Raw genomic sequence first — 13,921 nt, forward strand, 5'->3', positions numbered from 1 at the left:
ACACCTGCGGGTGCGGCGGGCCGGCCTCCCTTGAATAGCCGGAGCTTGCAAGCATGGCTGAATTTCTGTTGCGCAAATTACTGGCGTTGATAGCGACCCTGTTGTCGGTGTCACTGATCGTATTCGCGGCCCTCGAACTGAACATCGAAGACGTGGCGATCAATGTCCTCGGCCCCTACTCCGCCGCCGACCAGCGCGCCGCGTGGCTGGTGGAACATGGCTACAACCAACCCTTTCTGTGGCGCTACCTGGTGTGGCTCAAGGATTTTCTCTGTGGCGACTGGGGCACTTCGGTGCACTTTCGTGAACCGGTCATTGACCTGTTGCTGCCTAACCTTGGGCAAACTCTGATCCTCGCCGGGCTGGCGCTGCTGGTCATGGTGCCGGTGGCACTGACCCTGGGCATTCTGGCGGGCATTCGTCAGGGTTCGGCGCTGGATCGCCTGGTGTCGTTCCTGTCGATCGTCACCACGTCGATTCCGGACTTCGCCAGTGCGGTGTTCGTCTCGGCAATCTTCGTGTTCTGGCTCAACTGGCTGCCAGGCGTAAGCAGCATGAGCGACGGTTTCAACGCCGCTGAATTGGCGTTGCCACTGATGGTGCTGTGCCTGTTCGGCATCGGCTATCTGGCACGGATTACCCGCGCCTCGATGGTCGAAGTGATGCAGGCGCCTTACATCCGCACCGCCCGCCTCAAAGGCGCGTCCACTTCGCGCATTGTCCTGCGGCATGCCCTGCGCAATGTGCTGATCGCCCCGATCACGGTGATCATGTTGTACATCCCCTGGCTGCTGTCGAACGTGATCGTGGTCGAAGTGTTCTTCGCCTACAAAGGCTTCGGTTCGCTGCTCTACACCGCCTCACTGAACCATGACGTCTACCTGATCGAAGCCTGCGCCATGATCAGTGGCGTGGTGGTCGGCGCGACAAAAATCTTCTCGGACCTGGCCTACACCTGGCTCAACCCGCGCATCACCTTGCGCAGTCTTGGCGGAGGTGGCCAATGAACTTCCTCCATTCGTTCAAACACCCCTTGGCGTTGTTCGGTTTACTTTTGGTCGGCGGCTGGGTGGTGATGGCGCTGTTCGCGCCGTGGCTGGCGCCCCACGATCCACTGGAAAGCTTCACCCCTCTGCTGACACCGATGACGGGGGACGGTAATGGCCTGAGCTTTTTGCTGGGCACCGACATGATCGGACGGGACATTCTTTCGCGGCTGATCTGGGGCACTCGCACCGTGCTGTTCTGGTCGGTGCTGGCGACATTGACGGCGTTCGCCGTGGGCATCGCCATGGGCTTGTGTGCCGGTTACTTCAATGGCCGGGTCGACGCCTTGCTGTCCTATGTCGCCGACACCGTGCTGTCGTTCCCGGTGCTGGTGTTGTACATCGTGATCATCATCGCCCTCGGTGCCTCGGCACTGAATATCCTGATTGCGGTGACCTTCACCAGTGCCCCGGCGATCTTCCGGATCATGCGTGCATTGACCATCGACATTCGCTCCCGCGACTACGTGCTCAGCGCCATCACCCAGGGCGAAGGCCCGCTGCGAATCATGCTGGTGGAAATCCTGCCTAACTGCGGCGGCCCGTTGATCGTCGATTTCTGCCTGCGCATCGGCTACACCGCCATCATGATCGGCGCCCTCGGCTTCCTTGGCCTTGGCCTGCCACCGCCAACCCCGGACTGGGGCGGCATGATCAACGAAGGCCGCAGCATGGCCATCGCCTTCCCGCACCTGGTGATTTTCCCGTGCATTGCCATCTCCACCCTGATGCTGGGCCTGAGCCTGTTGGCGGACGGTCTGGACGAACACGCCCAGAAAGGCACAAGGAGTTGAGCATGAGTCAACAGCAGAACTTGCAACAGGTGCTGAGAGTGGAAAACCTCTCCATCGAACTGCCTGCCGGCGCCGACCGAAGTCATGCCGTCAAAGGCATCAGCCTCGATGTGCGCAAGGGTGAAATTCTCTGCGTGATCGGCGAGTCCGGCTCCGGCAAATCGGTGCTTTCGGCGGCGATCATGGGCGACTACGCCAAAGGCCTGCGGCACAGCGAAGGGGTGATCGATTTCCTCGGCGATGACATCTGTCAGATGGACGAACACTCGTTGCGCAAGTTGCGTGGCAACCGCATCGCAATGATTTTCCAGGAGCCGATGGCGGCGCTGAACCCGGCGATTCGCATCGGCCAGCAGGTCGAAGAAATCTTCGACATTCACGCACCGACCATGCCCGCTGCCGAGCGCCGGGAACGCATGCTCGCCCTGCTCGACTCGACCCAATTGCCCGACCCGCCACGGATCGCCAACAGCTTTCCCCACCAACTCTCCGGCGGCCAATGCCAACGGGTAGTGATTGCCATGGCACTGGCGATGAACCCGGACTTGTTGATTGCCGACGAACCGACCACCGCACTGGACGTGACCACTCAGGCCCAGGTGCTGAAACTGGTGCGCGATCTGCGCGGTCGCGGTCAGCACGGCATTCTGTTCATCACCCACGACTTCGGCGTGGTGGCGGAAATTGCCGACCGCATCGCCGTCATGGAGGGCGGCGCGCTGGTGGAAATCGGTGAACGCGATCAAGTGCTGAATGCGCCGAAACACCCGTACACCCGCAAGTTGATCGCCGCCGTGCCGGCGCTGCATCCCGAATTGCACGCACCGTGTGCCGAGGGTGAGTTGGCGTTGCGCATTGAACATCTGACCAAAACCTACAACGTCGGTGGCCGTTTGGTGCCGGCGCTCAAGGATGTGTCGCTGCAATTGCCTCGGGGCAAGACCCTGGCGATTGTCGGCGAATCCGGCTCGGGCAAAAGCACGTTGGTAAAAGCCGCGATCCGGCTGGTGGACAGTGATAGCGGTCATGTCTGGGTCGGCGACACAGACTTCCTCGCGTTGCGCGGCTCGGCCCTGGCGGCCAATCGGCGGCGGATCCAGATGATTTTCCAGGACCCTTACGGCTCGCTCAATCCGCGCCATCGCGTCGGCGACATCATTGCCCGCGCGGCGCAACTGCGCGGGTTATCGGCCAAGGATGCGTGGACCGAGGCCGGCGATTTACTGGAGCAAGTCGGGCTCAAACGCGATGCGCTCAAGCGCAAGCCGCGGCAGTTCTCCGGCGGCCAGCGCCAGCGCATCGGCATCGCCCGGGCCCTGGCGATGCGTCCGCAAGTGTTGATCGCCGATGAAAGCGTCTCGGCGCTGGATGTCTCGGTGCAAAAGCAGGTGCTTGAGTTGCTCGCGGAGCTGCAACAGCGCCTCAACCTGAGCATTTTGTTCATCACCCACGACTTGCGCGTGGCGGCGCAGATCAGCGACTACATCGCGGTGATGCGCCAGGGCGAAGTGGTGGAATACGGCACGGCGGAACAGGTGTTGCTGCGACCGCAAAACACCTACACCCAGACCTTGCTGGCGGCGGCCCCCGGCGCTTCGGCGATACCGGCGGTGCCTGTCGCGGAGCCAGCGCTGAGGCTGATCCGACCTCAAGCCAACTGAATCAATAACCCTTTCCCCATGCCGCAGCGTTCGCTGCGGCCCGGGCTGCTGTTGCCAACAATAATCAGAAAATCGGGAGTATCACAGTGCGCGCAATCCCCCCTCGTGCTATCCGTTCCATTGCTTTGATTCCAGTCCTCGGCGCCCTCGCCGCCCCGGCCATGGCGGTTCAAGTGACCGACAACCTCGACCTCGGTGGCGCCGTGCGCGCCCGTTGGGACTATGACCCGGACCGCGACATCCAGAAGTTCGGCCTGGACACCGTGTTCCTCAGCGCCAAGTACAACTCCGACACCTGGATCGGTGAGGCTCAGTACCGTTTCTACGGACGCTCCTACCCTTACCAGTACACCAAGGACTACGGCGATATCCAGTTCGCCAAGTACGCGTGGGCCGGCTACAAGTTCAACCCCGACCAGCAAGTACAGGTCGGCCTGAACACTGTGCCGTTCGGTTTGCAGCCGTACTTCGGCAGCACCTTTTACGAAACCCTGGGCAACGTCATCGGCCTGGAAGATGTGCAACAGGTCGGTGCCAAGTACATCCAGCAAAGCGGCGACTGGAACGTTCAGGCCGGCTACTACCTGCGCCCGGCATGGCAAGGCAAAGGCACCAGCAAAGGCGTGACCTATTCCAGCGTGGTGTCCGGGGCCGACAGCTACGTGGGCGACGGCAGCGACAACCAGGAACGCAACACCATCGTACTTCGGGTGGCCAAGGCCCTGGACCTGGGGCCATGGAAATCCGAAGTCGGGATCTCCGGCCTGACCTCGACCCTGGAGAACAAGGACACCGACAACGACGGCCGACGCAACGCCGTGGCCGTGCACTACCTGGGCAAGAACGGTCCGTGGGGCGTGCAACTGCAAGCGGCGCGGCAACAGATGTCGCCGCGTAACGCCGGCACCGATGAACTGGTGACGCTGGGCGGTTACGACGGCACTTATAACGTCGCCAGTCGCGGCAATTTGTATGTGGCGGACCTGAGTTATGACGTGGCCGGCAAATACCTGTTCGACCAGATCAGCGGCGTGAAGCTGTACGCCAACTACAGCGCCTTCGACAAATCCGCCAGCGAGTTCAAGACCTCGGAGCGGCTGATTCTCGGCACGTCGTTTTCCTTCAGCAAACTGTGGATCGCGACGGAGTGGCTGTATGGCAAGAATGACCCGTATATCGGTGGCAGCAGCTACACCCAGAGCCTGGGGGCTGGCGGGACGGATCATTGGGAGAATCAGTTGTACATGAACATCGGGTACTACTTCTGATCCCGCCTTTGTAGCGTCCTTCAGTACGCCATCGCGAGCAGGCTCGCTCCTACAATTGATCGCATTCCCCTGTAGGAGCGAGCCTGCTCGCGATGGGTCCCGCCCAAACACCACTTGCATCAACCCATTGCTAATAGTCAGATAGGCACCACAAAACCATCCAAATACAACAAACCGGCCCGACGCATCACCCGAGGCCAGTGCGGAGCCCTCCTTCCATGCGTCAACTCCCCTCGCTCAACATGCTGCGCGTCTTCGAAGAGGTCGCGCGGCATCGTAGTTTCAGCCAGGCGGCGCTCGGTCTGAATGTCACCCAAGGCGCGGTGAGTCGTCAGATCAAACAGCTCGAAGAGTACCTAGGCGTCGCACTGTTCATGCGCACCCCACAAGGCCTGTCCCTGACCGAAACCGGTCTCGCCCTCTCCCCGCAACTGAGCGACGCCTTCGACCACGTCGAACGCGCCTTGCAAGCCGTGCGTGTGCCCAACCTGCGCCAGCGTCTGCGCATCGTCGCGCCACCGACCTGGGCCACGCGCTGGTTGTCGGCGCACCTGCGCGCCTTTTGCCAACGCTACCCGGACATCAGCCTGAGCGTGACCAACCAGAGCGGCCACGACAACCTTGCGGAAATCGACTGCCACATCCGCTTCGGCCTCGAAGCGGCCAGCCATTGCAGCAGCCAGTTACTGGTGATGGAGCGGCACATCGCAGTGGCCAGTCCCGAACTGTTCAACGACGGCCAGCCGCCTGACCTGCGGCAGTTTCCGTTGCTGCACATCTTGCACGACGGCAAGCGTTTGAAGGTCTGGGAGAACTGGCTGGCGGCGATGGGCCGGGACGATGTCGATGCCGGACAAGGTCTGGAATTCAGCACCCTGGACCAGGTGATTCACACTGCGCTGGCGGGGGGTGGATTGGCAGTAATTGATCGGCAGATGATCGAGAAGGAGCTGGCTAATGGTAGTTTGTTGCCGATCACCCCGGTGGAAGTGATCGGGCCTTACGGGTATTGGCTGGATGTGGCGAATGACAAGCAAGGGTTGTCGAAAGTGCGGTTGTTTACGCAGTGGCTGGAGCTGGTCAGTAATCCCTGAAAACACACAACCTGTAGCAGCTGCCGAGCCTGCGAGGCTGCGTTGGGCTGCGAAGCAGTCGTAAAACCATGCACTGCGATGTCTCAGACCAACCGCGTATTCAGGATTTACGACTGCTGCGCAGCCGGACGCAGCCTCGCAGGCTCGGCAGCTGCTACAGAAGACGGTGGTGAGCTTCGATTAAATTGGTGCTGCGACTTTCACAACTACCGATGCGCCTCCCTCCACCGGGCTCTGCGCCTTGCACGCCTGGCTCAGCGTCAACGACTTCGTCTCCGGCGCCCAGGCCCAGGACAGCAACGCCCCCAGCGCCAGAATCGCCGCCAGAATGCCCATGGTCGGGCTCAAGCCAATCCCAGCCACGCTCACCGGCAACAGGAACGTACTCACCGCCGAGCCCAAACGGCTGACGGCAGTCGCCAGGCCAATGCCGCTGGCCCGCACTTCCGTCGGGAAGCTTTCGGCCGGGAATACCCCCACCAGGTTGCTCACCGCCGACAACACCAGCGTAAACAAGCCAAACACCAGCACCATCAGGAACGCCGCGCTACTCGGCAACACGGCCAACATGAACAACGCGACCGCCAGAATGATGAACGAGTTGATCAAGAACCCGCGGCGGGAGAATTTGATCGTGCACCAGATCCCGATCAGCGCGCCGAGGATCAGCAGCATGTTCAGCATCAGTTCCGTGCCAAAGCCTTCGGCCAGGCCCATCTTCTGCAGAATCGAAGGCAGGAAGGTGTAAATGGCAAAGTACGGCATCACGATGCACACGAAGAACAGGCAGTTGAACGCAGTGCGTTTGCGGTATTCACGGCTGAACAGCACGGCGTAGCCGGAGCGGGTTTCGGTGGATTGGGTTTCGTCGAGTTCGACATTGTCACCCAGGTGTTTCTTGACGATCGCCCGCGCCTCGGCGATTCGGCCCTGATTCACCAACCAGCGCGGCGACTCCGGTGTACCAATGCGGGCGATCAGGATCAACGCCGCCGGGATCGCCGACGAGGCCAGCATCCAGCGCCAGGCATCGTCGCCAAGGCTCAGCATGGCGGTACCGACGAAGGTGGCGGCGACGTAGCCGAAGGTCCAGATCACGCTGAACGAACCGAGCAGCACACCGCGATGTTTCTTCGGCGCGAACTCGGCCAGCATGGCGTGACCGACGCTGAAGTCACCGCCTAAGCCGATACCGATCAACACCCGGCAAAGAAACAGACCCATGGCGGTCTCGGCGTAGAACTGCATGACCGAGGCAATGGTAATCAGCACGAAGCTGACCAGGAAGATTTTCTGCCGGCCGACCTTGTCGGAGATCCAGCCGAAAAACAGACTGCCAAGAAACAGACCGATGAGTGCCGAAGCGCCGATCAGCCCTTGCCAGAATGCATCCAGTTGCATCTGCGGGCTCAGCAGTGTGAAAGCGATACCGATCAGGCCGAGGATGTAGCCGTCGGTGAAGTGCGCGCCAAAGGTCAGGCCGGCGATTTTGAGGTGGAAGCGCCCGATGGGCAGGTCGTCGATTTTTACCGGTTGTACGGACATTTTCGTCTCCATTTGTTGTTATTGACGGAGAAATGAAACCGATAGCGCTGATTTCCAATTGTGGGAGCGAGCCTGCTCGCGATAACGGAGGGTCAGTCAACATAGATGTTGAAAGTTATGCCCTCATCGCGAGCAGGCTCGCTCCCACAGGGTGAAGCTGTGGGGGGTTAGAGGCCACCCATCAGCAGGTATTTGATTTCCAGGTAGTCATCCAGACCGTACTTCGAACCCTCGCGCCCCAGGCCCGATTCCTTGATGCCACCGAACGGCGCCACTTCCGTGGAAATGATTCCTTCGTTGATTCCGACCATGCCGGCTTCCAGCCCTTCGGCCATGCGCCAGACGCGGCCGATGTCGCGGCTGTAGAAGTAAGCCGACAAGCCATACGGCGTGTCGTTGGCTTTTTGCAGCACTTCGGCTTCGTCCTTGAAGCGGAAGCAGGCCGCTACCGGACCGAAGGTTTCGTCCTGGGCGATCAGCATCTCGCTGTTGGCTTCGGCGAGGATGGTCGGCTCGTAGAACGTGCCGCCCAACGCATGACGACGGCCGCCGCACAACAGCTTGGCGCCCTTTTCCAGCGCATCGCCGACGTGCAGTTCAACCTTGGCCAGCGCCGCTGCGTTGATCAGCGGACCTTGCTCTGTCTCACCGTCCAGCGCACTGCCGACGCGCATCGCCGCCACGGCTTCGGCGAGTTTGCCGGTGAAGGCTTCGTAGACGCCGTCCTGAATAAAGAAGCGGTTGACGCAAACGCAGGTTTGCCCGGTGTTGCGAAATTTCGAGGCCATCGCGCCTTTGACGGCGGCGTCCAGATCGGCATCGTCGAACACGATAAACGGCGCGTTGCCACCCAGCTCCAGCGAGACTTTTTTCAGTGTGTCCGCCGCTTGGCGCATCAGCAACTTGCCGGTGCGGGTGGAGCCGGTGAAGGACAGTTTGCGCACGATACCGGAGGCTTGCAGCGCGCCGCCAATGGCCAACGCGTCGCCCGAAACGATGTTGAACACACCCGCTGGAATCCCGGCCTGCTCGGCCAGTACCGCCAGGGCAAAGGCCGACAACGGCGTCTCTTCCGAGGGTTTGAGAATCATTGTGCAACCCGCCGCCAGCGCCGGGCCAACCTTGCGGGTGACCATGGCCAGCGGGAAGTTCCACGGGGTGATTGCCGCGACTACGCCAATGGCCTCCTTGACCACAATGATCCGTGCATCGGCCTTGTGGCTCGGGATCACGTCGCCGTAAGCACGCTTGGCTTCTTCAGCGAACCACTCTAGAAAGCTCGCGGCGTAGACCACTTCGCCCATGGCTTCGGCCAACGGCTTGCCTTGTTCGCGACTGAGCAAGGTGGCCAGATCCTTCTGGTTGCTCAGCATCAGCTCGCTCCAACGCTTGAGCTTCTGGCTGCGTTCCTTGGCGGTCAATTTGCGCCAGGCCGGCAAGGCACGGTTGGCGGCGTCGATGGCTTGGTTGGTTTCTTCGGCGCCGGCCTTTTGTACGTCGGTGATCAACTCGCCATTGGCCGGGTTGAACACCGGGTAGGTCGAACCACCGCTGGACCATTGGCCGTCGATGAAATTGCCGTTACGGATCAGCGCGCTCATGCCACAGCCTCGGTCAGATTGAAGCGTTCCAGACCCGGACGGGCCGAACGCAAGATGCGCTTGCCGGCGGTGTAATCGTTGATCACGTCGCACGGGGTGTAATTGCGTTCCAGCTCGTGCAGCTCATCGGCGTCGAGTTTCGTTTCCAGCGCGGCCAGGGCGCTGTCGAACTGCTCGGTGGTGTCGGCGCCCACCAGCATGCAATCCACGCCCGGATGGTTGGCGACCCAGGCCTGGGCGATCTGTGCATTCGACACACCACGGGCACGGGCCACGCGCTGTACCGAATGGGCGATCTGGAACGAGGCTTCGTCGCTGTACATCTGTTGGGTAAAGAAGTCGGTCTGGTTGCGGGTCGACTGCGCGTCACCGGTCAGCAAGCCGCGGGCCAGCGGGCTAAACACCGAGACGCCCAAGCCCTGATCGCGGCAGAACGGAATCATCTCGCGCTCTTCCTCGCGGTAGGCGCAATTCAGTTGCAGCTGCATGTTGATCGGCTTGACCCAACCGTTGCGTTCGCAGGCCATGAGGATCTTCGCCAGTTGCCCGGTGAGCATGGTCGACACGCCGATGTAACGGGCCTTGCCGGAACGCACGATGTCGTTCATGGCGCTCATGGTTTCTTCAACCGGCGTGTTCACGTCGAAGTAATGCAGCATGAACACATCGACGTAATCCATCTTCAGGCGCTTCAGCGAGGCGTCGATGCTGTCCATGATGTGCTTGCGCGAATGGCCGCTGGCGTTGATCCCGGTGCGGGTGCCGTAGCCGACTTTGGTGGTGATCACCAGGTCTTCGCGACGGGCCAGACGCTTGACGATGCGCCCGACGACTTCCTCGCCGACGCCAGCCGAATAGAAGTCGGCGAGGTCGATGAAGTTCACGCCGTTGTCCAGCGCGTGCGCGACGATCGGTTCGCTCTTCTTCTCATCGAAGATCCACGGCTTCCAGTCCGGGGTGCCCATGTTCATGGTGCCCAGGCACAGGCGGGACACTTGCAGGCCGGAGTGACCAAGACGAATGTATTGCATGGCGCGGACCTCAGGCTTTTGGCGTGTAGAAAGGGTTGCTGATGTGATTGACCACATCCGCCAGTTGCGCGGTTTCCGGCTTGCCGGTCAGCGCGGCGCGGATTGCGGTGCGGCAGGCGTTGTAGTTATTCAGGTAGACCGCATCCAGGTCATCGCAGGCCGGGTTGACCCAGTTTGCGGTGACGATGGCCCATTCGTCTTCGGCTTCCGGCGGCAAGGTGCCATCGAGCAGCGCTTCGAGAACAGCCTTGGCAATACCTGCCTGGGACGCGCCCCAGGTGGCGTTGCCGTGCAGGTCGCTGCTGATCGCGGCTTTGTTGACATACAGCGTCATCGGCTTGACCGGGATGTTCGGCTGGGCAATGACCATGAAGGGGCAATGGCCCTGGCTCGGCGACGCCAGGCTGTTGGCAAACGCCTGCCCCGCCGGGCCGTTGCGCGGCCCGATCAGAATATTGATGTGCGCGGCGTTCACGCCCGGGCCTTCGAAGCCTTCACCGATGTACAGGTCGAGTTCTTTCATGGGTCATTACTCTTCAGTGATTTTTGGGGTGATCAGAAATGCACGCGGACCGTGGAGGTCGCGTGGCAAATGTCAGGGATTGAAGAGCGCTGGATGTGGCGGAGAGGATCAGTCATGGGTGCAAACGCTCTTTTTTGTTGTTGATGAGCTGTGTTTGCGATTTTTTAACACTGGGGGATTGAGGGGCTGTAACCATTAAAAGTCATGAGGGTATGAGTTTTCTTCACACCCCTCAGGTTGAAGGTTTGCCAGCGTTCATTTTTTGGGAAAAGAAATTGGATCCGATGACGGCCTATTGATATCATTCACACGAGCTACACCTCACGAAAATCTCATCTCTCATATGAAAGGAAGCAGTTTTTGGGCATTAGATCAGCTTTAATTGCACACATTGCAGGCACCTTGTTCGCTGCCATCCTGGTGTACTTTCTTTCGCCTTTTATGGCCGAAATCAGCGGCATGACGACCACTTTTGTCTATATCGTCATGTACGCTCTTCTCGCAATCTGGAGTTGGCGAGAAGGAAAAAAAATTAAATCTGGGAAATACCAAAAAGCTGACGAGACTACCAAGACCTTAGATAAGTATTCTGAATAATGGTGAATTTATTACTTGGCATATTAGGAGGCATTGCGGGCCTCCTAATATTTTACATTCGGGTAATCAGTGTTGTTATCGATGAACAAACCGGTATCGAAAACGAGCAGGAGTTTATCAACAGGCATAGAAAATCGGTAAAATTGTCGATGTTTCTCGAAAGGATCTGGCCAATAGTCCAGCCCTGGACTCCCCCGGGATGGCAGAGACTGCTGGCGTTTTCTTCAACAATCGTTACATTGTTGATTTTTGCATTTGCCTTGTTTTTCAAAGACTACTTTACCGATTACGCAGGAACACTTCTGGTTTTGCTTTTTTTCACATCGTCGTTATCCAGCGGCCCAAATAGTCTCAAGCACTACCACAAAATAAAGCCCTATGTACACATCATTCTCCCGGCACTTGTTTATATGGGGCTCACCATGATGGAAACCAGCCATCCAAACCATATAGTTGCACTTACATTTCCGGGACTGACATTCGAGCAATCAAAACTCATTGCCGCGGCACTGGCCTTTGCAATGGCGTTTATCCTCCCTTACCCAATAGCAAAATTCGACGCAGTGTTTTCTAGCCTTATTGCAAGCAGCACACTTTACTTCCTGAAAGACCTATTAAGGCTGGGCATAAAACCTTCAAGTGAAAACGATATAAAATATAGAAAAATCGCCAAGGAAACTGTTTCCTTTGCATTGAAAGTAATACTTGTCGTCATTGCCATCATTCTTTACTTCAAAAAATCTTCAGGCTAGATCGGCACAATCGCCTTCCTCGGTCGAACGAAAACCGATTGGTACAGCGACAGAATTTCAAGTTCACGGAACGTCACAACCGGATTATGGGTAAAATGCCGCCCCCTCAAATCGCCGACCCGACCCGATGAATTCAGAAGCGCTCACGACCCTCCACGACCATCTGCTGACCGCCCTGGCAACGGCCCCCGCAGAAACCCGCCGCCTGTTCCACGGCCGCGGACGATGCTGGCCGGGGCTGGAGCAGTTAACCGTCGACTGGCTGCAGGGCGTGGTGCTGGTGTCGCTGTTCAAGGAACCGGAAGCGGCGCAGCTGGATGCGTTGAAACAGCGGCTGATGGAGATCACCCGGTCACCCGAGTGGACACAATCTGGCGCACACACCCTGGCACTGCAGCATCGTTATCTGCTGCAAAGCACTACCGAATGGTTGATCGGGGAAGTGATCGAGGACATGAACATCACCGAGGGCGGCTTGCTTTATCGCGTGGACCTGGGCCGCAAGCAGAACACCGGGTTGTTCCTCGACATGCGTTATGGCCGTGATTGGGTGCGGGCGAATGCCGATGGCAAGCGCGTGTTGAATCTGTTCGCCTACACCTGCGGCTTTTCGGTCGCCGCCATCGAGGGTGGCGCCGAGCACGTGGTCAATCTGGACATGTCGAGCCCGGCCCTGAACCGTGGTCGCGACAACCATCGGCTCAACGGCCACGACATGAGCAAGGTGAGTTTTCTCGGCCACGACTTGTTCAAGTCCTGGGGCAAGGTGATCGGCAAGGGGCCTTACGACTTGGTGATCATCGACCCGCCGTCCTTTCAGAAAGGCAGTTTTCTGCTGACCAAGGATTACCAGCGCGTGTTGCGTCGGCTGCCGGAGTTGCTCAGTCCTGAGGGTACGGTGCTGGCGTGCATGAATGATCCGGCGTTCGGGGCGGACTTTCTCATTGATGGCGTGATGCGTGAAGCGCCGGCGTTGCGGTTTGAGCAACGGCTGGAGAATCCGCCGGAGTTTCCGGATGCCGATGTTGAATGCGGGTTGAAGGCGTTGGTGTTCACACTCGGCGATTGAGTGCTGCTTTTTGTGGGAGCGAGCCTGCTCCGGGCGGCGTTCCGACGATGGCGGTGGGTCAGTCGATATCCGCGTTGAATGATGAACCGCTATCGCGAGCAGGCTCGCTCCTACAGGGGATTGGGGTGAGGCCACTGTTTGGGCTAACGCGGCTGCAACACCAGCGCAAACAGCTCGCCGTGACCGTTCACGTTGAGCTTGTGATAGAGATTGCGTCGATGCACTTTCACCGTCTCCGGGGAAATACCCATTTGCTGGGCGATGGCTTTGCTGGAGAAGCCCTGGAGAATCAGTCGCGCCGTTTCGACTTCCCGCACGGACAAGCGCGCGTCGAAGCGATCCAGCAGGGTCGCCAGATCGCCGGCTACCGGCTCGGCCGTCGCGCCCTCCGGCGGCATCAATTGCAGGTGTCGGCGCGTCGCCGCCAGCACCCAATCCCGCACGCACAGCAGACGACCCTGCTCTTCGAGGGTGAACCGCGTCGAGCGCCCCAGGGATAAACCGAGCACGGCGCCGTCGATGTTGACCATGAACTGCAACTCGTCACCGCCCACCACCGAACGGAAGTAGCTCAGGTAATACTCGCTCTGCTGAAACTGGTCGGGGGCCAGCGAATCGAGGCTGTGCAAGCCATCGGCAATGCCGGCGCAAGCCGCCTGGTAAAACGGATCGAGCAGGTACATCCCGGCGCTGTAGTCCGCCAGTTCATCGTGCTCGGTGGCACCACCTTTTGAGTCGAAGTCGATCAGCAAGCGCGGCACTCGCCCCGCCTTTATAACCGCGACCAACGCGTTGTCCAGCGGCACCAGCAGCCGCAGCGTGTCGACCAGCGCCCGCCAGAAACCGTCCTGACCCAACGCGCCAAATACTCGCGCCAGCCCCTGGTGCAGCGGCAACTCTTTCAACAACGCGTCCACGCACTACCCCTTTCGAGTAACCC

The 13,921-nt window shown here is 59.5% G+C and carries 13 protein-coding genes; 8 read left to right on the forward strand and 5 right to left on the reverse strand.

Annotated elements, in window-relative coordinates:
- Positions 1 to 53 precede the first annotated feature (53 nt).
- From ACYZT8_RS16615 to ACYZT8_RS16635, 5 genes are all read left to right on the forward strand, one after another.
- A complete protein-coding gene (locus ACYZT8_RS16615) occupies positions 54 to 1,007 on the forward strand; it encodes an ABC transporter permease (protein WP_046055845.1) in 954 nt (317 codons plus the stop codon).
- Complete coding sequence (locus ACYZT8_RS16620) at positions 1,004 to 1,840, forward strand: ABC transporter permease (protein ID WP_461974286.1); 837 nt, start codon at positions 1,004 to 1,006, stop codon at positions 1,838 to 1,840. Before ACYZT8_RS16615 ends, ACYZT8_RS16620 begins: the two co-directional genes overlap by 4 nt.
- A 2-nt stretch (positions 1,841 to 1,842) precedes the next feature.
- Complete coding sequence (locus tag ACYZT8_RS16625) at positions 1,843 to 3,501, forward strand: dipeptide ABC transporter ATP-binding protein (protein WP_461974288.1); 1,659 nt, start codon at positions 1,843 to 1,845, stop codon at positions 3,499 to 3,501.
- 161 nt (positions 3,502 to 3,662) lie between these two features.
- Positions 3,663 to 4,769, forward strand: a complete 1,107-nt coding sequence (locus tag ACYZT8_RS16630) for a hypothetical protein (RefSeq protein WP_461982494.1) — start codon at positions 3,663 to 3,665, stop codon at positions 4,767 to 4,769.
- A 218-nt stretch (positions 4,770 to 4,987) separates the two neighbouring features.
- Positions 4,988 to 5,863: a LysR substrate-binding domain-containing protein gene (locus tag ACYZT8_RS16635; protein WP_461974290.1), complete on the forward strand. Its 876-nt coding sequence runs from the start codon at positions 4,988 to 4,990 to the stop codon at positions 5,861 to 5,863.
- A 180-nt stretch (positions 5,864 to 6,043) separates the two neighbouring features.
- Here the strand turns inward: ACYZT8_RS16635 and ACYZT8_RS16640 are convergent, their stop codons facing one another.
- The 4 genes from ACYZT8_RS16640 to fae form a co-directional block, all read right to left on the reverse strand.
- Positions 6,044 to 7,408: an MFS transporter gene (locus ACYZT8_RS16640; protein WP_461974292.1), complete on the reverse strand. Its 1,365-nt coding sequence runs from the start codon at positions 7,406 to 7,408 to the stop codon at positions 6,044 to 6,046.
- A gap of 167 nt (positions 7,409 to 7,575) precedes the next feature.
- The gene (locus ACYZT8_RS16645) at positions 7,576 to 9,009 is read right to left on the reverse strand and encodes an NAD-dependent succinate-semialdehyde dehydrogenase (protein ID WP_461974294.1); all 1,434 of its coding nucleotides are present in this window, start codon (positions 9,007 to 9,009) and stop codon (positions 7,576 to 7,578) included.
- On the reverse strand, positions 9,006 to 10,040 hold the full coding sequence (locus ACYZT8_RS16650) for an aldo/keto reductase (RefSeq protein WP_461974296.1): 1,035 nt from the start codon (positions 10,038 to 10,040) through the stop codon (positions 9,006 to 9,008). The genes ACYZT8_RS16645 and ACYZT8_RS16650 overlap by 4 nt, the downstream gene beginning before the upstream one ends.
- A gap of 10 nt (positions 10,041 to 10,050) precedes the next feature.
- On the reverse strand, positions 10,051 to 10,563 hold the full coding sequence (fae, locus tag ACYZT8_RS16655; protein ID WP_008043405.1) for a formaldehyde-activating enzyme: 513 nt from the start codon (positions 10,561 to 10,563) through the stop codon (positions 10,051 to 10,053).
- A 360-nt stretch (positions 10,564 to 10,923) separates the two neighbouring features.
- Between fae and ACYZT8_RS16660 the strand changes: the two genes are divergently transcribed.
- The 3 genes from ACYZT8_RS16660 to ACYZT8_RS16670 all read left to right on the forward strand — a co-directional run bounded on the left by ACYZT8_RS16660 (position 10,924) and on the right by ACYZT8_RS16670 (position 12,981).
- Complete coding sequence (locus tag ACYZT8_RS16660) at positions 10,924 to 11,160, forward strand: hypothetical protein (protein WP_461974298.1); 237 nt, start codon at positions 10,924 to 10,926, stop codon at positions 11,158 to 11,160.
- Positions 11,160 to 11,912, forward strand: coding sequence for a hypothetical protein (locus ACYZT8_RS16665; RefSeq protein WP_461974300.1), 753 nt, complete (start codon positions 11,160 to 11,162; stop codon positions 11,910 to 11,912). Before ACYZT8_RS16660 ends, ACYZT8_RS16665 begins: the two co-directional genes overlap by 1 nt.
- A 127-nt stretch (positions 11,913 to 12,039) precedes the next feature.
- A complete protein-coding gene (locus tag ACYZT8_RS16670) occupies positions 12,040 to 12,981 on the forward strand; it encodes a class I SAM-dependent methyltransferase (RefSeq protein ID WP_461974302.1) in 942 nt (313 codons plus the stop codon).
- Positions 12,982 to 13,124: 143 nt separating this feature from the next.
- On the opposite strand, the gene ACYZT8_RS16675 is transcribed toward ACYZT8_RS16670, so the two are convergent.
- Positions 13,125 to 13,898 carry a helix-turn-helix transcriptional regulator gene (locus ACYZT8_RS16675; RefSeq protein WP_461974304.1) on the reverse strand — a complete coding sequence of 258 codons (774 nt, stop codon included), beginning with the start codon at positions 13,896 to 13,898 and terminating at the stop codon, positions 13,125 to 13,127.
- Between the last annotated feature and the right edge of the window lie 23 nt (positions 13,899 to 13,921).

It is taken from the genome of Pseudomonas sp. LB3P93 (assembly GCF_054898025.1).

Excerpts from the sequence above, each read along its gene's own strand:
- ACYZT8_RS16625 (WP_461974288.1), top strand. The coding sequence starts at position 1,843 with ATGAGTCAACAGCAGAACTTGCAACAGGTGCTGAGAGTGGAAAACCTC.
- ACYZT8_RS16650 (WP_461974296.1), bottom strand. The coding sequence starts at position 10,040 with ATGCAATACATTCGTCTTGGTCACTCCGGCCTGCAAGTGTCCCGCCTG.
- ACYZT8_RS16620 (WP_461974286.1), top strand. The coding sequence starts at position 1,004 with ATGAACTTCCTCCATTCGTTCAAACACCCCTTGGCGTTGTTCGGTTTA.
- fae (WP_008043405.1), bottom strand. The coding sequence starts at position 10,563 with ATGAAAGAACTCGACCTGTACATCGGTGAAGGCTTCGAAGGCCCGGGC.
- ACYZT8_RS16630 (WP_461982494.1), top strand. The coding sequence starts at position 3,663 with ATGGCGGTTCAAGTGACCGACAACCTCGACCTCGGTGGCGCCGTGCGC.
- ACYZT8_RS16635 (WP_461974290.1), top strand. The coding sequence starts at position 4,988 with ATGCGTCAACTCCCCTCGCTCAACATGCTGCGCGTCTTCGAAGAGGTC.
- ACYZT8_RS16640 (WP_461974292.1), bottom strand. The coding sequence starts at position 7,408 with ATGTCCGTACAACCGGTAAAAATCGACGACCTGCCCATCGGGCGCTTC.
- ACYZT8_RS16645 (WP_461974294.1), bottom strand. The coding sequence starts at position 9,009 with ATGAGCGCGCTGATCCGTAACGGCAATTTCATCGACGGCCAATGGTCC.
- ACYZT8_RS16670 (WP_461974302.1), top strand. The coding sequence starts at position 12,040 with ATGAATTCAGAAGCGCTCACGACCCTCCACGACCATCTGCTGACCGCC.
- ACYZT8_RS16615 (WP_046055845.1), top strand. The coding sequence starts at position 54 with ATGGCTGAATTTCTGTTGCGCAAATTACTGGCGTTGATAGCGACCCTG.
- ACYZT8_RS16665 (WP_461974300.1), top strand. The coding sequence starts at position 11,160 with ATGGTGAATTTATTACTTGGCATATTAGGAGGCATTGCGGGCCTCCTA.